The organism is Pseudonocardia sulfidoxydans NBRC 16205, assembly GCF_007989085.1.
Classification (GTDB): Bacteria; Actinomycetota; Actinomycetes; order Mycobacteriales; family Pseudonocardiaceae; genus Pseudonocardia; species Pseudonocardia sulfidoxydans.
In genome coordinates, this window is sequence record NZ_BJVJ01000064.1 from 14,044 (window position 1) to 34,524 (window position 20,481).

Below are 20,481 nucleotides of genomic sequence, written 5' to 3' on the forward strand. Positions count from 1 at the left end.
GCTCAGGCCGGCAGGGCGAAGCGGCCGTCGGCGAGCTGTTCGGCGAGCCCGTCGACGAGCAGGGAGTCGAGGCAGCGGTCGCGTTGCCCGGCGTCGTTCCAGGCGCGGTCGAGGGCGGCGCGGTCGACGGGGCCGGGGGAGTCGCGCAGGACGTCGAGGAGCCGGCCACGGACCTGCCGGTCGGTGCCGGCGAAGGCTTGCGGGGCGCGGCGGGGGCCGTCGTAGGCGGGGGCGCCTGCGGCGAGCCAGGCGCAGCGGTCGCGGACGGGGCAGGCGATGCAGTGGGGGGTGCGGGCGGTGCAGACGACGGCGCCGAGCTCCATCATCGCGATGGAGAACGTGGCGGCCTCGGCTTCGCCGGTCGGGAGCAGCTCCGTCACGTCGGCGAGGTCGGCCTTGACGCGTGCGGGTCCGGCGTCGCCGTTGCCGTGGACGGCGCGGGCGACGACGCGTCGGACGTTGGTGTCGACGACCGCGCAGCGCCGCCCGTAGCCGAACGCGGCGACGGCCCGTGCGGTGTAGGAGCCGACGCCGGGCAGGGCCTCGAGCGCGTCGACGTCGGAGGGGACGACGTCACCGTGGATGTCCGCGATCACGGCGGCGGCCTCGTGCAGGCGCAGGGCGCGGCGTGGGTAGCCGAGCTTCCCCCAGGCGCGCAGGACGTCGGCGCGGGGCGCGGCGGCGAGCGCGGAGGGGGCGGGCCAGTCGGCCATCCAGCGCTGCCACACGGGTTCGACGCGGGAGACGGGTGTCTGCTGCAGCATGAACTCGCTGACCATGACGCCCCACGGTGTGGTCCCGGGCCTGCGCCACGGCAGGTCTCGGGCGACCGCGGTGTACCAGGGGATCAGGGCGGCGGACAGCGGCACGACCGCATCGTGCCACCGTCCGCCGCCCACGGAGCAACGGGTCAGGCGACCTCGTTCAGCTTCCCGGTCGCGACGTCGAAGACGAAGCCGCGCACGGACTCCTTGTGGGGGACGAACGGGCTCGCGGTGATGCGGGCGACGGACTGGCGGACGTCCTCGTCGATGTCGCCGAACGACTCGGCGGCCCAGGCCGGCTTGATGCCGGTCTCCTCCTGGATCGAGCGCTTGAAGTCGTCGTCGGTGAAGGTGAGCATCCCGCAGTCGGTGTGGTGGATCAGGATGATCTCGCTGGTGCCGAGGAGGCGCTGGCTGATGGCGAGGGACCGGATCTCGTCGTCGGTGACGACGCCGCCGGCGTTGCGGATGACGTGCGCCTCGCCTTCGGCGAGGCCGAGGACTCGGTAGACGTCGAGGCGGGCGTCCATGCAGGCGACGACGGCGACGCCCTTGGCGGGCGGAAGCGGCAGTGGGCCGGAGAAGGTCTCGGTGTAGGTGGCGTTGTTGGCGAGCAGGTCGTCCGTGACGGACATGACGGGTTCTCCCAGGTGAGGGCGGGTGCGGGCCGGACGCCCGCGGTCGGTCGGGGCGCGCGGAGGGCCACGTGTGACCACCCGTCGGGGCGGTCGCTACGTGGCCGGCCGACAGAACTCGTCGAAATGCACGACGCGACGGCTGGGCCAGAAGAACTGGAGCCGCGTGCGCATCACCCCATGAGTCAAGCCCGCTGCGGACGTGGGCGCAACCAAGTCATTCGCCCGGGTGGTTTCCGGGGGTGGTGCCACGCCACGCCGGGCCGACGTCGGCTCCTGCTGGTAATCGTCGATCTACTCTCCGTCACATGTGGGAGCCGTCCGGACCGCTGCCCGCGACCGTCTACTGGCGACGTCGCTGGGTGGCTCTCGCATCCGTCGTGGTCCTGTTCGCGCTGTTGGGGCTCACCATCGCCGCGCTGGTGCACGGGCGCACGGAGGCGACGAGCGACGAGAAGACGACGCTGGCGGCGAACCAGGCGGCGCTGTCGAGCGAGGCGCCGCGTCCGCCGTCGGGGGATCCGACTGCGTTCGGTGCGCCGTCGGCGGTCCCGGTCGATCCGTCGGCGCCTCTCGCGCCCGGTCTCTCGGGCCTGACCACGGGCCCGGGCACCCAGATCGTCCCGCCGACGGACGCCCCGACGACGGCGCCTGCCACCGACGAGGTGCGGGTCGAGGGGACTCCGGATCCGGCGGCCGTGGTGCCCCCGCCGGCCACGGTCCCGCCGACCGGCCCGGTCCCGTGCACCAACGACATGCTCAGTGTCGGAGCCACGATCGACCGGACCGATCACAAGGTGGGTGACAAGCCGGTGGTGGGCGTCGTCGTCACCAACACGAGCGGTCAGCCGTGCGTGCGTGACCTCGACGGGAGCCGGCTGGAGATCGTCGTGTGGAGCGGTGACGGGGTGAACCGGCTGTGGTCGAGCAACGACTGCACCAACCCCGCCAGGCCCGACCTGCGCACGCTGGTGCCGGGGCAGCCGGTGTCGTTCCAGGTGACGTGGCAGGGCCGCACGTCGACACCGGGTTGTGCGACGGCGCGCACGGTCGTCCCGGCCGGCGCCTACCGCCTGCTGACGCGCATCGACGACCTGATCAGCCCGCCGACGCCGTTCCTCCTGACGCCCTGACGCCGGGCCCGCCCGGGTCGGCCCGACGAACCGCGCGCAACCTCACTGCTGCGTTTCGGGGCCGCGACAGCAGCCAGGTTGCGCGCGGATCCTGGGGACGTCAGTCGCGGCGCAGGCGCCGGACGACCTGGCCGAGGTCGGCGACCTCCTGCACCTTCATGCCGACGGACTTCGCGTCGCTGTCGGGCGGCACCAGCGCCTGGGTGAACCCCAGGCGGGCGGCCTCGGCGAGGCGCCTGGCGACGCCGGAGACGCGCCGTACCTCGCCCGCCAGCCCGATCTCGCCCAGCAGGATCATGTCGGGCGGCAGCGCGAGGTCGCGCTTGGCGGAGACGACGGCGAGGGCCAGGGCGAGGTCGGCGGCCGGTTCGAGGACCTTCATCCCGCCGACGGTGGCCGTGTAGACCTCGGAGTCGGCCAGCTTGACGCCCACCCGGCGCTCCAGCACCGCGAGCAGCATCGCGACGCGGGCGCTGTCGAGACCGGAGACGGCCCGTCGTGGGCTGGGGATGTTGGCTCCGGCGACCAGCGCCTGGACCTCGGCCAGCATCGGCCTGCGGCCGTCCATGACGACGGTGACGGCGGTGCCGGGGACGACGGAGTCGCGGGTGGCGCCGAACCGGGCGAGGAACAGGCCCGAGGGGTCGGCGAGCCCGACGATGCCTTCGTCGCGCAGCTCGAAGCAGCCGACCTCGTCGGCGGGGCCGAAGCGGTTCTTCACGCCGCGGACCATGCGCAGCGTCGACTGCTTGTCGCCCTCGAATGCGAGCACGACGTCGACGAGGTGTTCGAGCACGCGGGGTCCGGCGATGGAGCCGTCCTTGGTGACGTGCCCGACGAGTACGACGGGCAGCCCGCGTTCCTTGGCGGTGGCGGTGAGCCCGACGGTGACGGCCCGGACCTGGGTGACGCCACCGACGTTGCCCTCGACGTCCGATGTGGACATCGTCTGGATGGAGTCGACGATGAGCAGCTCGGGCTTCAGGGCGTCGAGGTGGCCGAGGATCGAGCCGAGGTCGGACTCGGCGGCGAGGTAGAGCTCGTCGTGCACGCCTCCGGTGCGTTCGGCGCGCAGCCGTACCTGCCCGGCCGACTCCTCGCCGGTGACGTAGAGGACGCGCCCGCGCCGGGCGGCCTTCGCGGCGACCTCGAGCAGCAGCGTCGACTTGCCGACGCCCGGCTCCCCGGCCAGCAGCACCACCGCGCCCGGGACGAGCCCGCCGCCGAGGACGCGGTCGAGCTCGTCGACACCCGTCGGGCGGGCGCGGGCGCTGTCGAGTTCGACGTCGGCGATCCGCCGTGCCGGTGCCGACGGTGCCCCGGCCGCGACCCGCTGGGTGCGGGCGGCCGGAACCGACTGCTGCGCAAGGGTTCCCCACGCCTGGCACGACGGGCAGCGGCCCACCCACTGGGCGGCCTGGTGGCCGCACTCGGAGCAGACGAACCCCGCGCGGGCGGCGCGGGACCGGCCGGTCAGTGGCCGCCGTTCCCGCCGGAGCCGGAACCGCCCGAGCCGCCGGAGCTGTTCGAGCCGCCCTGCTCGGGGACACGGTTGTCGGCATTGCCCATCGGCATGTCGACGGTGATGCTTCCGGCGCGCTCGAAGACGAACGTGACCGGGTAGCTGAGGCCGGGGCCGATGTCCTGGCGCAGGCCCTCGAGGCTGATCTCGATCGGCGTGCCCAGGTTGCCGACGGTGCCGCCCGGGGTGCTGCTCGCGGTGAGCGCTCCGTTCGGGGCGATCTGCGTCTCGCCGGTGATGCGGACGCTGTCAGCGACGGGGCTGCTCGCCGAGAGCAGCCGGTCGGGCAGGTCGTCGTCGTTGGCGATCGACAGCGTGATCGGCGCCGACGAGCCCGCGGTGTATGCGGCGAGGCGCTGCGAGCCGCCGACCGGGAACTCGATCTCGGCGTTGCGGATCTCGATGTGCTGGGTCGTCAGGTTGGCCCCGGAGACGGCGGCCTGCTGGTCGGCGGTCTGCGAGATCTGGCCGGCACCGCACCCGGCGAGGGCGAGCGCGCCGATCAGGGCGCCTGCGACCAGGGCTGCGCGCGTCGGACGGATGCGCTCGCTGCGGCTCACGGGTCTCCAGGTCCTTTCGTGGCGGTGGGGCCGGCCCCGGGGTCCGGGGTGACCAGGTGGAAGCGTAGTCGCGGCGGTGTGGGCACCGGCAACGCGCCTCCGGTCACAGGTCCGGGCGGAGGTCCGGTGACCCGTCCGGTCGTCCGTCCGGGTGGGGGCGGGTTCCGTGCCGTCGCGGCGGTCACACGGAGTACGGGGTCTGTCACCGAGGTCACACGTAGCGCCGCCCAGGCACGTTTGCTCCGCGTTGTCAAGCCCGTGACCTGCGACGACGGTGCATCCCGCCGGGCGGGGGTGGGGCCGACCGTGTTAACCTGGGTTCAGCGAAAGGGGCAGAGGACACATGGTTTTCAAGGTCGGAGAGACCGTCGTCTACCCGCACCACGGTGCCGCTCTCATCGAGGCCATCGAGACCCGGACGATCAAGGGCGAGGAGCGCAAGTACCTCGTCCTCAAGGTTGCCCAGGGTGATCTCACGGTGCGTGTTCCTGCGGAGAACGCCGAGGTCGTCGGCGTCCGCGATGTCGTGGGCCAGGAAGGCCTCGACAAGGTGTTCGAGGTGCTCCGCGCGCCGCACACCGAGGAGCCGACCAACTGGTCCCGGCGGTACAAGGCCAACCTCGAGAAGCTCGCCTCCGGCGATGTGAACAAGGTGGCCGAAGTGGTGCGTGACCTGTGGCGGCGCGAGAAGGACCGCGGCCTGTCCGCGGGTGAGAAGCGCATGTTGGCCAAGGCTCGCCAGATCCTCGTGAGCGAGCTGGCGCTCGCCGAGGGCACCGACGAGGAGCGGGCCGAGGTCCTGCTCGACGAGGTGCTGGCGACGGCCGCAACGGCCTGACCCTTTCGACCGGTCCGAACGTACCTCCCTTTCCGGCACACGTCGTGAGCGTCGTCGCGGTGGTCCCCGCTGCGGGCTCGGGTCAGCGACTGGGTGCAGGTGAGCCGAAGGCGTTCGTACCGGTCGGTGGCGTTCCGATGCTGGTCCGTGCGGTCGACGGACTGCTCGCGTCCGGTGTGGTCGATCATGTCGTGGTCGCCGCGCCGGCGGAGCTGGTCGACCGTGCGGGCGAGCTGCTCCGCGGACGTCCCGTCACGGTGCTCGCCGGTGGCGCGGACAGGACCGCCTCCGTGCTGTGCGCTCTCGGCGCGCTGCACGGCGTCGGTGATCCGAACGGCGTCCACACTGGAGATGAACGACCGGGACCACCCGTTGGTGACGGGTCGGCGGTCGAGGTCGTGCTCGTCCACGACGCGGCACGCCCGCTCACCCCTCCGGCCCTGGTCATGGCCGTCGTCGAGGCGGTCCGAGCCGGTCATCGTGCCGTGATCCCGGTCTTGCCCGTCGCCGACACGATCAAGCGTGTCGACGAGGACGGCGACGTCGTGGCCACGGTCGACAGGTCCGTGCTGCGCGCGGTCCAGACACCGCAGGGGTTCGCGCCCGAGCTGTTGCTGCGCGCGCACCGCGCGGCCGCCGCCGCGGGTGCGGCCGCCACGGACGATGCGGGGCTCGTCGAGGCGCTGGGCGAGACCGTCCATGCCGTCCCGGGCGATCCCGCGGCGATGAAGGTGACGACGCCCTGGGACCACAGGCTCGCCGACCACCTGGTGAACGACGCGGTTGCGGGGGAGGCGGCGGGTACGGTCGCGCGATGATCGCTGCGATCCCCCGCGTCGGCGTCGGTACCGACGTGCACCCCGTCGATCCCGGTCGTCCGTGCTGGATGGCGGGGCTGTGGTGGGAGGGCGTCGACGGCTGCGCCGGGCACTCCGACGGCGACGTCGCGTCCCATGCGTTGTGCGACGCGCTGCTGTCGGCCGCCGGGCTGGGTGATCTCGGCGCGGTGTTCGGTACCGGCCGTCCGGAGTGGGCTGGTGCGGGTGGTGTGCAGTTGCTCGCCGAGGTGCGCAGGCTGCTGGAGCGCGACGGCTGGGTCGTCGGCAACGCCGCGGTGCAGGTGATCGGCAACGCCCCGAAGATCGGGACGCGTCGCGCCGAGGCGCAGCGTGTGCTGTCGGACGCCGTCGGCGGGCCCGTGGCGGTGTCGGGGACGACCACCGACGGGCTCGGTCTCACGGGCCGGGGCGAGGGCGTCGCCGCGATCGCGACGGCCCTGATCGTCCCGGCCTCCTGATCACCGTCGACTTCGACAACAGACTGCTCCCGGCCATGATCGAGTCAGTCCCACGTCGAACTCGGCGGTGGAAGTCGCTGGGGCGCAACGAGTCACGGGGTCATGACATCGCGTCCAGCCGTGCCTGGACCTCGTCGGGGCTCAGCGACTCGAGCGGCGCCGACACCATCCAGTGGTGCCCGAACGGGTCGGCGACCCGACCGCCCCGGGCGCCGTACTCCTGGTCGGCCACCGGGTAGACCACGGTCGCGCCCGCCGCGAGCAGCCGGTCGGTGACCGCGTCGGCGTCGGTCACGCCCAGCGACATCAGCACCGGCGGGTGCAGCCCCTTCGTCGGCGCCGGGTCGCCGTCGCCGGCGTCCTTCAGCTCGAACCGCAGTTCGCCGACGGTCAGGGCGGCGTGCACGATGCGCCCGTCGATCGTGTAGCTCTCCTCGACGGTCGCGCCGAGGGCCTCGGTGTAGAAGGCGAGGGCGGCAGCGCCGTCGCCGACGACGAGCTTCGGGGTGATCTGGAAGATGTCGGCCATGCCCCGAGCGTGCCGGGTCGCGGCGTCGTCGTCTTGGACGAATGGGAGCCCGGGCCGACGATCGACGCCGACCTGGTCACCCGTAGTCTGTGTGAGGTGAGCCTGCGACTGCACGACACCGCGACCAGGGAGCAGCGCGACTTCGTCCCGCTGCGGGCCGGGACCGTGTCGATGTACGTCTGTGGGGCCACGGTGCAGGGCGTGCCGCACATCGGTCACGTCCGCAGCGGCCTCAACTACGACGTGCTGCGCCGCTGGCTGGCCCACACCGGGCACGACGTCCTGTTGGTGCGCAACGTGACCGACATCGACGACAAGATTCTGCGCAAGGCCGCCGACGCCGGCCGCCCGTGGTGGGAGTGGGCGGCCACGCACGAGCGCGCCTTCTCGGCGGCGTACGACGCGCTGGGCTGCCTGCCCGCGTCGGTCGAGCCGCGAGCCACCGGCCACATCACGCAGATGGTCGAGCTGATGGAGCGGCTGGTCGAGCGCGGCCACGCCTACGCCGCGGGTGGCGACGTGTACTTCTCGGTGCGGTCGTTCCCGGAGTACGGGGCGCTGTCGGGGCAGAAGGTCGACGACGTCGCGCAGGGCGAGGGCGACTGCGGCGACAAGCGCGACCCGCTCGACTTCACGCTCTGGAAGGGCGCCAAGCCGGGCGAGCCGTCGTGGCCGACCCCGTGGGGCGCAGGGCGTCCGGGCTGGCACCTGGAGTGCTCGGCGATGGCCACGGCCTATCTCGGCTCGGAGTTCGACATCCATGGCGGCGGGCTCGACCTGGTGTTCCCGCACCACGAGAACGAGCAGGCCCAGTCGCACGCGGCGGGCGACGGGTTCGCCCGCTACTGGCTGCACAACGCCTGGGTGACGATGGGCGGCGAGAAGATGTCCAAGTCGTTGGGCAACACGCTGTCGATCCCGGCCATGCTGCAGCGGGTGCGTGGCGTCGAGCTGCGCTACTACCTGGTGGGGCCGCACTACCGGTCAGCGATCGAGTACTCGGATGCGGCGCTGGCCGAGTCGGTGTCGGCGTACCGGCGGATCGAGTCGTTCGTCGGCCGGGTCGCCGAGCGCATCGGCACGCCCGACGTCGCGGCCGAGGTTCCGGCCGAGTTCGCGGCCGCCCTCGACGACGACCTGGGCACGCCGGGCGCGCTGGCGGTCGTCCACAACACGGTGCGTGAGGGCAACTCCGCGCTCGACGCGGGCGACCGCGACGCGGCCCGCGCGGCAGCGGAGTCGGTGCGCGCCATGACCGGCGTGCTCGGACTCGACCCGCTCGACGAGAGGTGGGCGGCCGGCGGGTCGGACACGGCCGCCATCGCGGCGCTCGGCGCCCTGGTCGACGATCTGCTGGTCAAGCGGCAGGAGGCCCGCGCGAGCCGCGACTTCGCCGCCGCCGACGAGGTGCGCGACCGGCTCACCAGCGCGGGTATCGCGGTCGAGGACGGCCCCGACGGGCCGACCTGGTCGCTCAAGGACGTCCAGTGACGGTTCAGCTGTCGGTTCAGCGAGGTATCGGGTAGATGGCGGGCAATTCCAGGCGACGCGGTGCGACCCGCAAGGACGGCACCAAGAAGGGTGCTGTCGTCGGTTCGGGCGGTCAGCGTCGTCGCGGCCTGACGGGCAAGGGTCCGACGCCGCCGGCGTCGTTGCGCCCCGGGCATCCGGCGGCGCGCAAGGCCGCCCGCGACGCGAAGGCGCAGGCCAAGGTCGCCGGCCGGCAGGGCGGGGGTGCGGGCAACCGCAGCCGGCGCGCGGGCGACGGTGAGACCCCGGAGACGGTGCTGGGGCGCAACCCCGTCGTGGAGTGCCTGCGCGCGGGTGCTCCCGCGACGGCGCTGCACGTCGCCGTCGGCGCGACGTCCGACGAGCGGGTGAAGGAGGCCGTGCACCTGGCGGCCGACGCCGGGATCTCCATCCTCGAGGTGCCCCGCAACGACCTCGACCGCATGGCCGGGGGCGCGCTGCACCAGGGTGTTGCGCTCGTCGTGCCGCCCTACGAGTACGCGCATCCCGACGAGCTGCTGGAGCTGGCGGGCGAGTCGGGTTCGCCCGCGCTGATCGCGGCGCTCGACGGCGTGACCGACCCGCGCAACCTCGGCGCGGTCGTCCGTTCGGTGAGTGCGTTCGGCGGGCACGGGGTCGTCGTCCCGCAGCGGCGGGCGGCGGGGATGACGGCGGTGGCGTGGCGGACGTCGGCGGGGACGGCGGCGCGGCTGCCGGTGGCCCGTGCGACCAATCTGACCCGCTCCCTGCAGGAGTACGCCAACACGGGGCTGATGATCGCGGGCCTGGCGGCCGACGGCGACGTCTCGATCGATGATTTCGACCTCGCCGCCGATCCGCTGGTGCTGGTCGTGGGCTCGGAGGGCAAGGGCCTGTCGCGGCTGGTCCGCGAGACCTGCGATGTCACGGTGTCGATCCCGCTCGCGCGTGAGGTGGAGTCGCTGAACGCGTCGGTCGCCGCGGGTGTGGTGCTGGCGGAGGTCGCACGCCGCCGCCGGATCGGCTGACTCGCCCAACCGCGCGCAACCTCACGGTCGTCCGGGCGCCCGGACGCGACCGTGAGGGTGCGCCCGGGTTTCAGCCGGTGCGGACCTGGCCGCGGGTCCGGCCGACGAGGCGGCAGGCGAGGTAGCCGAGGAACGCGATCGTCGCGACGTAGCCGGAGATGGGCAGACCGGGTGCGAGCGACAGGATCGTGCCGCCGACCAGGGCGACCTCGGCGATGACCACGGCGAGGACCGTCGCGACCAGGGGGCTGGCGGTGACGCGGGCCGCGGCGGCGCCGGGGATGATCGTCACCGACAGCACCAGGATGGCGCCGACGATCGGCACGGCCAGCGCGGTGACGAGCGCGATGAGCACCGCGAACAGCGGCGACAGCAGCCGCACGGGCACGCCGCGGGCGACGGCGACCTCGGGGTCGGTGCTGGCGAACAGCAACGGCCGGTAGACGACGGCCATCGTCGCCAACACCAATAATGTCACGATGACGAGAACCCAGAGGTTCGTGGAGTCGACCGACACGATCGAGCCCGTGAGCAGCCCGAACTTGTTCGACGCCCGCCCCGGATACAGCGCCAGCAGCAGTACCCCGAGGCCCAGACCGAACGCCAGGACCACGCCGATCACGGAGTCGCGTTCGCGTTGACGCAGCCCGAGCAGGCCGAACACCAGACCCGCCACGACGGCTCCGGCGACCGCGCCGACACTGACGCTCACCCCGACCAGCAACGCCGCGGCGCCGCCGGTGAACGCCAGCTCCGAGGTGCCGTGCACCGCGAAGCCCATGCCGCGCGCCACGATCAGCGGCGCGAGGACGCCCGCGGCGAGCCCGAGCAGGGCCGCGGCGAGCAGGGCGTTGTGCACGAACGGCTGGCCCAGCAGCTCGGCCGTCCCGTCGAAGGTGAAGAGCTTGTCGAGGATCTCGTTCACGGGGCGACGGCCTCTTCCGCCGGGGCGACGGCGCCGTGGCAGTGCCCGGACTCCTCGACGCCGACGACGACCAGCCGCTCCCGCACGCGCAGGACCTCGACGTCGGTGCGGTAGAGCTCCGAGAGCGTCTCCGACGTCATCACCTCGTCGGGCGTGCCGAACCGGAACCTGCCGTCGACCAGGTAGAGCACCCGGTCGACGAGCGGCAGGATCGGGTTGATCTCGTGCGTCACGAACAGGACGGCCGTCCCCGCGGTGCGGCGGCGCTCGTCGATGAGCCGGCTGACCGTGCGCTGGTGGGCGAGGTCGAGCGAGAGCAGCGGCTCGTCGCACAGCAGGACCCGCGGGTCGCCGACGAGCGCCTGCGCCACCCGCAGCCGTTGCTGCTCGCCGCCGGAGAGCCGGCCGACGGGCGCGTGGGCGTAGCCGGTGGCGCCGACGGCGGCGAGTGCCTCGTCGACCCGGCGGGCGCGCCGGCGGCGACCACCCAGGCCGAGGCCGAGGTGGTGCCCGTCGAGCCCGAGACCGACGAGGTCGCGCGCCCGCAGCGGGACGTCCTCGGGGATCGCCTTCTGCTGCGGGATGTACCCGATGCCCTCGCCGCCGCGGCGGACGTGGTGCCCGTCGACGAGCACCTCGCCCGCCTGCACCGGCTGCAGCCCGAGCAGGACGCGCAGCAGCGTCGTCTTCCCGGATCCGTTGGGGCCCAGGACCGCGACGAACTCGCCGCCGGGAATCTCGAGGTCGAGCCCCTCCCACAGGGTGCGTGTCCCGAACCGCACGGTGGCGCCCCGCAGTTCGACGGCGGCGGGTTCGCGGCCGTCGGCGGAGTGCGGGCGGGTCATCGCACCTTCCCGGAGAAGGGTCATCCGAGCGCCGTGGTGAGCGCGTCGATCTGCTGGGACTGCCACGAAACGTAGTCGGTCACTCCGGCGGGCAGCGTCTCGGTCACCTTGACGACGGGCACGCCCGCCGCGCCGGCGGCCTGCTCGACCTGCTGGGTGGCCGGGCTCTCGGTCTGGGCGTTGGAGACGAGGACCTTCGCGACGCCGCCGCCGAACACCGCGAGGGTCTCCTGCAGGACGGCGGCGGGCGGGTCGTTGCCTTCCTCGACGGCCTCGGAGAACGCTTCGGGGGTGACGTTCTTCAGCCCGGCGGCCTCGACCATGTAGAGCGGGACGGGCTCGGTGATGGCGACGGCGGTGCCGTCGTGCGTCGTCTTGATCGCGTCGAGCTTCGCGGTCAGCCCGTCGATCTTCGTGCCGAACGCGGCGGCGTTGGCGGTGTAGGTCGCGGCACCGGCGGCGTCGACCTTGCCGAGGTCGGCGGCCAGGGTGTCGGCGAGCTTCTTCATCGTCGGCAGGCTGTACCAGACGTGCTCGTTGAACTCCTCGCCCGCCGGGACCTGCGCCTCCAGGCCGGACAGGGCGGAGACGTCGATGGTCTGTGGCTCGGTCTCGGCGGAGTCGACGAGCTTCGTCGCGAAGTCGTCGTAGTGCGCGCCGTTGACGACGACGATCGCCGCCTTGCCGACGGCGAGCGCGTCGGCGGGGGTGGTCTCGTACTCGTGGGGGTCCTTGGCGGGGTCGTCGATGATCGAGGTGACGTCGACGCGGTCGCCGCCGACGGCGCGGACGACCGAGCCGTAGACGTCGGTCGAGGCGACGACCGCGACCTTGCCGCCGGCGTCGCCGGTGGTGGTGGGTGAGGCGGGGGTGTTGCTGCCGCTGCCACAGGCGGCGAGCACGGCCGCGGCGAGGAGTGCGCCACCGAGGGTGGTGGCGACGCGGCGCAGGGTCATGTCGGGGCTCCGTATCAACGAGTGCGCATATCTGTATTGAAAACCGTTGTCAATTCACTCTACAGTGGCACTCGGTCAGAAACGCAACGATCGTCCGGCCCCGAATGCGATGACGCCCACTGCCCCCGGACTTTGTGCTGCGCCACCCGTCTGGCTAGGTTCGGGGCATGTCCCAGCCCAACGCGCGCAGGCCTGCCACGCTGGCATCCCTCGCCGCCGAGCTGGGGGTGTCGAGGACCACCGTGTCCAACGCCTACAACCGGCCCGACCAGCTGTCGGCGACGCTGCGTGCACGGGTACTCGAGGCAGCCCGCCGTCTGGGCTACCCCGGACCCGACCCCGTCGCCCGGTCGCTGCGCACCCGCCGCGCCGGTGCCGTCGGGCTCCTCCTCACCGAGGCGCTCTCCTACGCCTTCCGCGACCCCGTGGCCACCGGCTTCCTCGAAGGCCTCGCACTCGCGTGCGAACAGGCCGGCCAGGGTCTGCTCCTCATCCCCGTCAGCCCGTCGCAGCCCGACGTCACCACGGTGCACCAGGCGGGCGTCGACGGGTTCGTCGTCTACTCCGTCCGCGAGGACGACCCGCACTTCCTCGCCGTCCTCGAACGCCCGGTCCCGACCGTCGTCTGCGACCAGCCCGTCGGCATCGACGGCGTCGACCGCGTCGGCATCGACGACCGGGCCGCCATGCTCGGCATGGCCCGCCACCTCACCGGGCTCGGCCACCGCCGCATCGGCGTGCTCTGCATGCGCCTGGGCCCCGACGCCCAGGACGGCCGCGCCGACCTCCTCCGCCAGGAACAGACGTCCTACCCCGTGCAGCGAGCCCGGATCGGCGGCCTGCGCGAAGGGTTCGCCGAGGCCGGCGTCGACTGGGCCGACGTACCCGTCCACGAACGTTTCGAGCACTCCGTCGACGCCGGTGAGGCCGCCGCCGCCGAGCTCCTCGCCACGCACCCGGGCATCACCGCGCTGGTCTGCACCTCCGACATCCTCGCCCTCGGCGCCCTGCGCCACGCCACCGCGCGCGGCCTCGCCGTTCCCGACGACCTCACGATCACCGGTTTCGACGGCGTCCCCGAGGCCGAACGGGCCGGGCTCACCACCATCCGCCAGCCGGTGCGGGAGAAGGGCCAGGTCGCCGGCGAGCTGCTGCTCGAACGCGGCGAACGCAACCGTCCCCGCCAGGTCGTGCTGCCCACCGAGCTCGTCGTCGGCACCACCAGCAAGGGCCCCCGCGAGGCGCGGTTCTTCTCGGGCTGGTGAGTCAGCGCGCTGCGCGGGCGTCGCGCAGCACGCCCAGCACGCGGGACACGGCCACCGGGTCGGGCACCCGGAACGCCGCGGCGGTCGGGCCCTCGCCCACCTTGATGCCGACGTCGCCGTCCCCGAGCCGGGCGAACCCGGTCTCGTCGGTGACGTCGTCGCCCGCGAAGAGGACGGCGTCGGCACCGGTGCGGGCGCGCAGGACGTCGATCGCGCCGCCCTTGCTCACCTCGACCACCGCGAGGTCGATGACGGCCTTGCCCTCGATCGCGTCGACACCCGGCGCTGCGGCGGGCCCGGACCGCACCGCGGCGAGCACCCGCTCGCCGACGTCGGGCGCCGCGTTGCGCACGTGTACCGCGGCCCCGGCGGGCTTGCGTTCCAGCGCGACCCCGGGCGCGCCGTCGATCAGCTTCTCCAGCTCGGTGAGCAGGTCGGCCCGCCGCGTCCGCTGCGCGTCGTCGAGCAGGTCGGTGCCCGAGTCGGAGAACTCCCCGCCGTGGCTGCCGACCAGCACCAGCGGCGACCCGAAGCCCGACACCGTGCGCAGGTCGTCGAGGCCGCGGCCCGAGACCAGGGCGACGGTCGTGTCCCGCAGACCCGCCAGGCCCTCGACCGCGCGCGCCGACTCCGGCAGCGGCCGAGCGTCGGACGGCACTGCGACGATGGGCGACAGCACCCCGTCGAAGTCGAGCGCCACGAGCAGCCGCGGCACCGACGCGACCCGACGCAGCGCCTCCTCCAGGCCGATGTCCACGACGGCGTCAGTCATCGGTGGGGGCCGGCAGGCCGAGGGTGTCGAGGAACGAGCGCGCCCAGCGGTCGACGTCGTGCGTCATCACCTGGCGGCGCAACGCCTTCATCCGCTTGCGGTTCTCCTCGGCAGGAGCGTTGATCGCCTCGGCGATCGTCGCCTTGATGCCGTCGGTGTCGTGCGGGTTGACGAGGTACGCCTGCGTCATCTCGACGGCCGCGCCCGCGAACTCCGACAGCACCAGCGCGCCGCCGAGGTCGTAGCGGCAGGCCACGTACTCCTTGGCGACGAGGTTCATCCCGTCGCGCAGCGGCGTCACCAGCATGACGTCGGCGGCCAGGAAGAACGCCGCCAACTCCCTGCGCGGCAACGCCTGGTGCAGGTAGTGCACCGCCGGATGGCCGACGCGGGCGTACTCGCCGTTGATCCGACCGACCGTCAGCTCGATGTCGTCGCGCATCTGCTGGTAGTGCTCGACACGCTCGCGACTCGGCGTCGCCAGCTGGATCATGACGGTGTCGTCGGACTCGAGGGTGCCCTCGGCGAGCAGCTCGTGGAACGCCTTGAGCCGGACGTCGATGCCCTTGGTGTAGTCGAGCCGGTCGACGCCCAGCAGCACCCGCCGCGGCTCGCCCAGATCGGCACGGATCTCCGCGGCCCGCTTCTGGACGTCCTCGTCGTGGGCCAGCTCGTCGAGCGCCGCGGCGTCGATCGAGATCGGGAACGCCCCGATCTTCACCTTCCGGTCGCCGACGACGACCTCGCTGCGCCCGGACCCGGCCTGCGCGTCGCCGAGGCGCAGCGCGAGGGAGCGGAAGTTGCGGGCGCCGCCGGCGGTGTGGAACCCGACGAGGTCGGCACCGAGCAGCCCTTCGACGATCTCGCGCCGCCACGGCAGCTGCAGGAACAGCTCTGTGGGCGGGAACGGGATGTGCAGGAAGAAGCCGATCCGCAGGTCGGGGCGCAGCTCGCGGAGCGCGGCGGGCAGCAGCTGCAGCTGGTAGTCCTGGATCCAGATCGTCGCGCCCTGGGCGGCCACCTCGGCGACGGCCTCGGCGAACCGCTGGTTGACCTTCACGTAGGCGCGCCACCAGTGCCGGTGGAAGGCCGGCGGGGCGACGACGTCGTGATACAGCGGCCACAGGGTGCCGTTGGAGAAGCCCTCGTAGTAGTTCTCGACCTCGTCGGCCGTGAGCATCACGGGGTGCAGCTGCAGGCCGTCCTCGACCAGCGGCTCGACCTCGGCGTCGGCCAGCCCGGGCCAGCCGACCCACGCCCCCTCGCGGCTGCGCAGCATCGGCTCCAGGGCCGTGACCAGGCCACCGGGGCTGCGCTTCCAGCGGGTGGTCCCGTCGGGCAGCTTCTCCAGGTCCACGGGCAGCCGGTTCGCGACGACGACGAACTCGGCACCCGGAAGCTCGGTGCCCTCGGCTGTCTCGGTGGCCAAATCACCCTCCAGGCGGGCGCGGCCGGAGGCGCCGCGGACCCGGTACCGGAGATTACTGGGGCTCGGCGTCCGGTGCGTCGTTCGTGACGGCAGGCACCGACTCCCTCGTACGTGGCCGCACGACGAACTCGCCCAGCGCCACCCCCGCCGCCAGCGCGAGACCGATCGCCAACGCGAGCGTCACCGTCACCAGTCCTTCGGCAACCCCCTGCACCGCAAGCTGGTAGAAGCCGCGGTAGGCCGTCAGACCGGGCAGCAGGGGAGTGATGCCCGCGAGCGTGACGACGAGCGTCGGCACCCTCGTCGTCCGGCGCACGATCCCGGAGAACACCCCGATGACGACGGCCGCGATCCCGGTGGTCGCGATCGGACCGAGCTGGGCGAACTGGGACAGCAGCGAATAGACGCCCCAGCCCGCAGCGCCCGCGACACCCGCCAACGGCAACGTCCGCAACGGCGCGTACCCCGCCAGCGCGTACGCCGCCGCGGCCACCGCGCCCATCGCCACCGACAGCCCGAGCCGACCCGCCGACACCGACACATCGCCCGACACCTCCAGCGCGACGCCCACCGCGAAGCCCAGCTTCAGGCCGATGACGACGCCCGTCAGCAACCCCGCCGAGAGCAGCGCGATCTCCACACCCCGGCCCGCCGCTGTCACGTAGTAGCCGGTGATGGCGTCCTGCACCGTGCTGACCACCGACAACCCCGACAGCAGCACGGTGATGCCCGCCGCCACCACCAGCGACGGCCGCGCCCCGTCGGGGAACACCCCGGCCGCGAGCAGACCCACGGTCGACAACGTCGCGAACAGACCGCCGATCACCTGCAGGAAGAACGTCGGCAACCCGAAGCGGGACAACAGCCGACCGGTCCGGTCGATCAACGCCGTCACCACGAACGCCAGCGCCGCCGTCACCGGCGCCCCGCCCAGCAGGATCGCGATCGTGCCCGCCAGCAGCGCCCAGCCCGCCGTCGCCACCCAGCGCGGGTACGGGTGCGGGGCCGCCGTCACCGCGGACAGCTCCGACGCCGCCTTGCGGATGTCGGCGTTGCCCGCCTCCGTCTCGGACACCAGCCCGCGCACCGCGGCCAGCCGGGTGAGGTCGAGCGAGCGGTAGCGCACCAGCCGCATCGTCGTCACCGGCGGCGCCACCTTGCCGCGGTGACAGCTCATCGTCACCGACGTGAACGTGATGTCCACCTCGACCGCCGACAACCCACCCACCCGGGCCAGCCGCAGCATCGTCTCGGTGACCTCGTCGACACTCTCCCCGCTCGAGAGCAGCACCTCACCCACCCGCATGCACAGGTCCAGGACCTCCTGCACGCGGGCGTCGTCGGGGACCTGCGGGCCGACCTCGAGCATCGGCAACGTCGGAGGTCCCGCGGAGAGCAGCCGGCGGGCGTCGCGCCGCAGCGCACCCCGCAACCTGCGGGTGAGCCGGTCGGCGGCGCCGTCGTGCGAGCCGACCACGGTCAGCGATGAAGGACGACGGTCAGGGGCACGTCGGCCAGGGTAGGGGCCTGCTCAGTGGCGTGTGCGCCGGCGGTAGCACCAGACCGAGAACGCGAACGACACCACGAGCAGTCCGACGGCCCACACCGGCCCGACCCAGCCCGCCGACCCGATCGGCGTGCCCGTCAGCAGCCCGCGCACCGTCTCGATGATCGGCGTCACCGGTTGGTGGTCGCCGATCGCGCGCAGCACCGCCGGCATCGTCTCCGTCGGCACGAACGCGCTGCTCAGATAGGGCAGGAACAGCATCACGAAACTCAACGCGCTCGCCGACTCCACGCTGCGTGCCAACGTCCCCAGCCCCGCGGCCAGCCACGACAGCGCCAGCACGTACAGCAGCACCAGCGCGGCCGCGAGCAGCCAGTCCAGCGGCGACGCGGTGGGCCGGAACCCCATCGCCACCGCCGCACCGACGACGACGGTCGTCGCCACCGCGTTGCGCGCCACGCTCGCCGCGACGTGCCCCGTCAGCACCGCCGACGCCCGCACCGGCATCGACCGCAGCCGGTCGATCATGCCGCTGTTCATGTCGTCGGCCACCGCCATCGCCGTCGACGCCGCGCCGTAGCCCGCGCACAGCAGGATCGTCCCCGGCACGACATAGGTGACGTAGGCGGTCCCCGTGTCGATCGCCCCGCCGAACACGTAGACGTACAACGCCATCATCAGCAGCGGCAGGACGACCGACATGATCATCGTGTCGACGTTGCGCCTGGTCAGCCGGACACTGCGGCCGACCATCGTCAGGGTGGCGCTCATCGGGTGCTCCCGGCGGTCGTGAGGGTGCGCCTGGTCAGGCCCACGAACACGTCGTCGAGGGTCGGGCGGTGGCTCGTGACCCGGTCCGGCTCCGCGTTCGCGGCGCGCAGCGCGTCGAGGACGCGGTGGAGTTCGGTGGCGGATCCGTCGGTCGGTATTCCGATCCTGGTCTCCTGCGGGTCGGCGGGCACGTCGAGGACCACCGCCGCCTTCTCGAGGCTTGCTCGGTCGGCGAACCAGAGTTCGAGACGGTCGCCGCCGACGCGGGCCTTCAGCTCGTCGGCCGAGCCCTCCGCCGCGACCCGGCCGTCGTCGATCAACACGATCCGGTCGGCCAACCGGTCCGCCTCCTCCAGGTACTGGGTCGTCAGCACCACGGTCGTGCCGGCGCACACCAGCTCGCCGACCGCGTCCCACATCGTCGCCCGGCTCGCGGGGTCGAGGCCGGCGGTCGGCTCGTCGAGGAACAGCAGCCGCGGTGCCGCGACCAGGCTCATCGCCAGGTCGAGGCGGCGCCGCATCCCACCGGAGTAGGTGACGACGCGCCGGTCCGCGGCACCGGTCAGCTCGAACCGCTCGAGCAGTTGCGCCGAACGCTTCGTGGCGCCGGCTCTACCCAGCCGCAGGAGCCGCCCGATCATCGTGAGGTTCTCCCGGCCGGTCTGCTGCGCGTCGACCGCCGCGTACTGGCCGGTCAGCGCGATCACCTCCCGCACCTGCCGCGGCTGGGTCACGATGTCGAACCCCGCGATCCGCGCCGACCCGCCGTCAGGGCGGGTCAGGGTGCCGAGGATGCGCACCGTCGTCGTCTTGCCGGCGCCGTTGGGGCCGAGCAACGCGAGCACCGAGCCCTCCGCGACGGCGAGATCGACGCCGTCGAGCACCGCCGTGTCGCCGTAGCGCTTCCGCAGGCCCGTCGCCTCCAGGATCATCGCCGTCCCCCTCTGCGTATAGCGTACGCAGATCAGCGTAGCGCATACGCAGTTGGTGTTCCTAGACTGCGAGCCGTGGCCGACGGACGCAGCTTCGAGGACGACGTCGAACTGCTCTGGGGCCTGCGCGACACACCCCGCCGCGGCCCCCGCCCCACCCTCACCGTCGACGAGATCGTCCGTGCCGCCGTCGACATCGCCGACGCCGACGGACTCGCCGCCGTCTCCATGGCCCGCGTCGCCGAACGCCTCGGCAACGCCCCCATGGCCCTCTACCGGCACGTCCGCAGCAAATCCGAACTGCTGGTCCTCATGGCCGACGCCGCCATGGACACCCCACCCCCGCCCGCCGACGGCACCGGCTGGCGCCCCGCCCTCACCGCCTGGGCGCACGACATCATCGCGATGTTCCGCGCACACCCCTGGGCCGCAACGCTTCCCATCGCCGGCCCACCCGTCGGACCCCGCAACCTCGCCTGGTTCGACGCCGCCCTCGGCGCCCTCGGCGACACCGGGCTCGACCCCGGCCTCAAAGTCGCCGTCGTCATGGGGCTCATCACCTACGTGCAGGGCGAGATCCGGCTGACCGCCGAGCTCTCCGCCGCCTTCACCGACGACCCCGCCCCCTTCGGCGCCCGCTACGGCGCCGCCCTCGCCCGCGTCGTCGACCCCCGCACCCTCCCCGCCCTCGCCGCCGTCGTCGCAGCCGGCGTCTTCGACGTCACCGCCACCGACTTCGGTGCCGACATCGCCGCCGACTTCGACTTCGGCCTCGAATGCTTCCTCGACGGCGTCGCCGTCACCATCGATCGGCAGGGGTAGCGCCGCGCGGGACGACAGGAGCGACCACTACGATCCGAAGGCTTCCAGCACCCGCCGGTGTAGCTCAGTGGTAGAGCAACCGCCTTGTAAGCGGTAGGTCGTCGGTTCGATCCCGACCTCCGGCTCCATATCTGGCCAGCAGCTTTCTGGACTGCTCGCTCGTCCTGAAGCGTCGTCGTGGGATCAAATGTGGTGCGAGCGCGCTACGATCTTGCCGTGGCGCGACGATCTTCGGCACCCCCGGGACGGGCGAAGGGCAACATCGAGTCTCTCCCCAGCGGTGCGCTGCGCGTGTCGGTCTACGCCGGGATCGACTCGGTCAGCGGGCGCCGCCACTACCTTCGCGAGACGATCAAAGCAGGTCCCGACGCGGCGGCTAGGGCTGAGGCTGCGCGTCTGCGGATGCTCGGTGAGGTCGCAGAGCGCCGCAACCCGCGCACGAGTTCGACGATCGACCAGCTCC

Annotated in this window: 21 protein-coding genes, 1 tRNA gene and 1 pseudogene; 10 read left to right on the forward strand and 13 right to left on the reverse strand. The window is 72.8% G+C overall.

Features of this window, described 5'->3' with window-relative positions; genetic code table 11:
* Nucleotides 1–2 precede the first annotated feature (2 nt).
* Both PSU4_RS23760 and PSU4_RS23765 read right to left on the reverse strand, forming a co-directional pair.
* Nucleotides 3–869, reverse strand: coding sequence for an iron-sulfur binding domain-containing protein (locus PSU4_RS23760; RefSeq protein WP_147112645.1), 867 nt, complete (start codon nt 867–869; stop codon nt 3–5).
* 41 nt (nt 870–910) lie between these two features.
* The gene (locus tag PSU4_RS23765) at nt 911–1,399 is read right to left on the reverse strand and encodes a beta-class carbonic anhydrase (protein ID WP_147112648.1); all 489 of its coding nucleotides are present in this window, start codon (nt 1,397–1,399) and stop codon (nt 911–913) included.
* A 308-nt stretch (nt 1,400–1,707) separates the two neighbouring features.
* Here PSU4_RS23765 and PSU4_RS23770 point away from each other — a divergent pair, with 308 nt between their 5' ends.
* A complete protein-coding gene (locus PSU4_RS23770; protein WP_147112650.1) occupies nt 1,708–2,532 on the forward strand; it encodes a hypothetical protein in 825 nt (274 codons plus the stop codon).
* A gap of 100 nt (nt 2,533–2,632) precedes the next feature.
* Here the strand turns inward: PSU4_RS23770 and radA are convergent, their stop codons facing one another.
* Together radA and PSU4_RS23780 are read right to left on the reverse strand one after the other, a co-directional pair.
* Entirely contained in the window at nt 2,633–4,009 is a 1,377-nt protein-coding gene (gene radA, locus PSU4_RS23775; protein WP_147112653.1) for a DNA repair protein RadA, read from the reverse strand.
* Entirely contained in the window at nt 4,006–4,614 is a 609-nt protein-coding gene (locus PSU4_RS23780) for a copper chaperone PCu(A)C domain-containing protein (protein WP_222596374.1), read from the reverse strand. The genes radA and PSU4_RS23780 overlap by 4 nt, the downstream gene beginning before the upstream one ends.
* 343 nt (nt 4,615–4,957) lie before the next feature.
* On the opposite strand from PSU4_RS23780, the gene PSU4_RS23785 reads away from it, so the two are divergent.
* Genes PSU4_RS23785 through ispF form a run of 3 tightly spaced genes read left to right on the forward strand, consistent with a single transcriptional unit; the run spans nt 4,958 to nt 6,749 of the window.
* Complete coding sequence (locus PSU4_RS23785; RefSeq protein WP_147112656.1) at nt 4,958–5,452, forward strand: CarD family transcriptional regulator; 495 nt, start codon at nt 4,958–4,960, stop codon at nt 5,450–5,452.
* 44 nt (nt 5,453–5,496) lie between these two features.
* Nucleotides 5,497–6,270 (forward strand): 2-C-methyl-D-erythritol 4-phosphate cytidylyltransferase, encoded by a 774-nt coding sequence (gene ispD / locus PSU4_RS23790; RefSeq protein WP_147112659.1) that lies wholly within the window; start codon nt 5,497–5,499, stop codon nt 6,268–6,270.
* A complete protein-coding gene (gene ispF / locus PSU4_RS23795) occupies nt 6,267–6,749 on the forward strand; it encodes a 2-C-methyl-D-erythritol 2,4-cyclodiphosphate synthase (RefSeq protein WP_147112662.1) in 483 nt (160 codons plus the stop codon). The genes ispD and ispF overlap by 4 nt, the downstream gene beginning before the upstream one ends.
* Nucleotides 6,750–6,849: 100 nt before the next feature.
* Here ispF and PSU4_RS23800 read toward each other — a convergent pair whose 3' ends face one another.
* Nucleotides 6,850–7,278: a VOC family protein gene (locus tag PSU4_RS23800; RefSeq protein WP_147112665.1), complete on the reverse strand. Its 429-nt coding sequence runs from the start codon at nt 7,276–7,278 to the stop codon at nt 6,850–6,852.
* A 96-nt stretch (nt 7,279–7,374) separates the two neighbouring features.
* On the opposite strand from PSU4_RS23800, the gene cysS reads away from it, so the two are divergent.
* Together cysS and rlmB are read left to right on the forward strand one after the other, a co-directional pair.
* Nucleotides 7,375–8,769 carry a cysteine--tRNA ligase gene (cysS, locus tag PSU4_RS23805; RefSeq protein WP_147112668.1) on the forward strand — a complete coding sequence of 465 codons (1,395 nt, stop codon included), beginning with the start codon at nt 7,375–7,377 and terminating at the stop codon, nt 8,767–8,769.
* Between the two features lie 35 nt (nt 8,770–8,804).
* The gene (gene rlmB / locus PSU4_RS23810) at nt 8,805–9,794 is read left to right on the forward strand and encodes a 23S rRNA (guanosine(2251)-2'-O)-methyltransferase RlmB (RefSeq protein ID WP_147112671.1); all 990 of its coding nucleotides are present in this window, start codon (nt 8,805–8,807) and stop codon (nt 9,792–9,794) included.
* Nucleotides 9,795–9,864: 70 nt separating this feature from the next.
* Here rlmB and PSU4_RS23815 read toward each other — a convergent pair whose 3' ends face one another.
* Genes PSU4_RS23815 through PSU4_RS23825 form a run of 3 tightly spaced genes read right to left on the reverse strand, consistent with a single transcriptional unit; the run spans nt 9,865 to nt 12,520 of the window.
* Nucleotides 9,865–10,719, reverse strand: coding sequence for a metal ABC transporter permease (locus tag PSU4_RS23815; protein WP_373866092.1), 855 nt, complete (start codon nt 10,717–10,719; stop codon nt 9,865–9,867).
* A complete protein-coding gene (locus tag PSU4_RS23820; RefSeq protein WP_186817146.1) occupies nt 10,716–11,564 on the reverse strand; it encodes a metal ABC transporter ATP-binding protein in 849 nt (282 codons plus the stop codon). Before PSU4_RS23820 ends, PSU4_RS23815 begins: the two co-directional genes overlap by 4 nt.
* A gap of 20 nt (nt 11,565–11,584) precedes the next feature.
* Nucleotides 11,585–12,520, reverse strand: a complete 936-nt coding sequence (locus tag PSU4_RS23825) for a metal ABC transporter solute-binding protein, Zn/Mn family (protein WP_147112677.1) — start codon at nt 12,518–12,520, stop codon at nt 11,585–11,587.
* Between the two features lie 167 nt (nt 12,521–12,687).
* On the opposite strand from PSU4_RS23825, the gene PSU4_RS23830 reads away from it, so the two are divergent.
* Nucleotides 12,688–13,785 carry a LacI family DNA-binding transcriptional regulator gene (locus PSU4_RS23830; protein WP_147112680.1) on the forward strand — a complete coding sequence of 366 codons (1,098 nt, stop codon included), beginning with the start codon at nt 12,688–12,690 and terminating at the stop codon, nt 13,783–13,785.
* A 1-nt stretch (nt 13,786) separates the two neighbouring features.
* Here the strand turns inward: PSU4_RS23830 and otsB are convergent, their stop codons facing one another.
* From otsB to PSU4_RS23855, 5 genes are read right to left on the reverse strand one after another with little or no spacing between them, the layout of a single operon-like run.
* Entirely contained in the window at nt 13,787–14,557 is a 771-nt protein-coding gene (gene otsB, locus PSU4_RS23835) for a trehalose-phosphatase (protein ID WP_246115305.1), read from the reverse strand.
* Nucleotides 14,550–15,986 (reverse strand): alpha,alpha-trehalose-phosphate synthase (UDP-forming), encoded by a 1,437-nt coding sequence (locus PSU4_RS23840; RefSeq protein ID WP_147112683.1) that lies wholly within the window; start codon nt 15,984–15,986, stop codon nt 14,550–14,552. Before PSU4_RS23840 ends, otsB begins: the two co-directional genes overlap by 8 nt.
* A 52-nt stretch (nt 15,987–16,038) precedes the next feature.
* On the reverse strand, nt 16,039–17,463 hold the full coding sequence (locus PSU4_RS23845) for a threonine/serine exporter family protein (RefSeq protein WP_147112685.1): 1,425 nt from the start codon (nt 17,461–17,463) through the stop codon (nt 16,039–16,041).
* A 54-nt stretch (nt 17,464–17,517) separates the two neighbouring features.
* Nucleotides 17,518–18,264, reverse strand: a complete 747-nt coding sequence (locus PSU4_RS23850; protein ID WP_147112688.1) for an ABC transporter permease — start codon at nt 18,262–18,264, stop codon at nt 17,518–17,520.
* Entirely contained in the window at nt 18,261–19,196 is a 936-nt protein-coding gene (locus tag PSU4_RS23855) for an ATP-binding cassette domain-containing protein (RefSeq protein WP_147112691.1), read from the reverse strand. Before PSU4_RS23855 ends, PSU4_RS23850 begins: the two co-directional genes overlap by 4 nt.
* A 75-nt stretch (nt 19,197–19,271) precedes the next feature.
* Here PSU4_RS23855 and PSU4_RS23860 point away from each other — a divergent pair, with 75 nt between their 5' ends.
* From PSU4_RS23860 to PSU4_RS31955, 3 genes and pseudogenes are all read left to right on the forward strand, one after another.
* Nucleotides 19,272–20,018, forward strand: coding sequence for a TetR/AcrR family transcriptional regulator (locus PSU4_RS23860; RefSeq protein WP_147112696.1), 747 nt, complete (start codon nt 19,272–19,274; stop codon nt 20,016–20,018).
* A 53-nt stretch (nt 20,019–20,071) separates the two neighbouring features.
* Nucleotides 20,072–20,146 (forward strand) — tRNA-Thr (locus PSU4_RS23865).
* A gap of 88 nt (nt 20,147–20,234) precedes the next feature.
* Nucleotides 20,235–20,481: pseudogene (locus tag PSU4_RS31955) on the forward strand (integrase); the annotation flags it as partial.

Excerpts from the sequence above, each read along its gene's own strand:
- otsB (WP_246115305.1), bottom strand. The coding sequence starts at position 14,557 with ATGACTGACGCCGTCGTGGACATCGGCCTGGAGGAGGCGCTGCGTCGG.
- PSU4_RS23825 (WP_147112677.1), bottom strand. The coding sequence starts at position 12,520 with ATGACCCTGCGCCGCGTCGCCACCACCCTCGGTGGCGCACTCCTCGCC.
- PSU4_RS23855 (WP_147112691.1), bottom strand. The coding sequence starts at position 19,196 with ATGATCCTGGAGGCGACGGGCCTGCGGAAGCGCTACGGCGACACGGCG.
- PSU4_RS23765 (WP_147112648.1), bottom strand. The coding sequence starts at position 1,399 with ATGTCCGTCACGGACGACCTGCTCGCCAACAACGCCACCTACACCGAG.
- PSU4_RS23770 (WP_147112650.1), top strand. The coding sequence starts at position 1,708 with ATGTGGGAGCCGTCCGGACCGCTGCCCGCGACCGTCTACTGGCGACGT.
- PSU4_RS23800 (WP_147112665.1), bottom strand. The coding sequence starts at position 7,278 with ATGGCCGACATCTTCCAGATCACCCCGAAGCTCGTCGTCGGCGACGGC.
- PSU4_RS23785 (WP_147112656.1), top strand. The coding sequence starts at position 4,958 with ATGGTTTTCAAGGTCGGAGAGACCGTCGTCTACCCGCACCACGGTGCC.
- ispF (WP_147112662.1), top strand. The coding sequence starts at position 6,267 with ATGATCGCTGCGATCCCCCGCGTCGGCGTCGGTACCGACGTGCACCCC.
- rlmB (WP_147112671.1), top strand. The coding sequence starts at position 8,805 with ATGGCGGGCAATTCCAGGCGACGCGGTGCGACCCGCAAGGACGGCACC.
- PSU4_RS23820 (WP_186817146.1), bottom strand. The coding sequence starts at position 11,564 with ATGACCCGCCCGCACTCCGCCGACGGCCGCGAACCCGCCGCCGTCGAA.
- PSU4_RS23830 (WP_147112680.1), top strand. The coding sequence starts at position 12,688 with ATGTCCCAGCCCAACGCGCGCAGGCCTGCCACGCTGGCATCCCTCGCC.
- PSU4_RS23850 (WP_147112688.1), bottom strand. The coding sequence starts at position 18,264 with ATGAGCGCCACCCTGACGATGGTCGGCCGCAGTGTCCGGCTGACCAGG.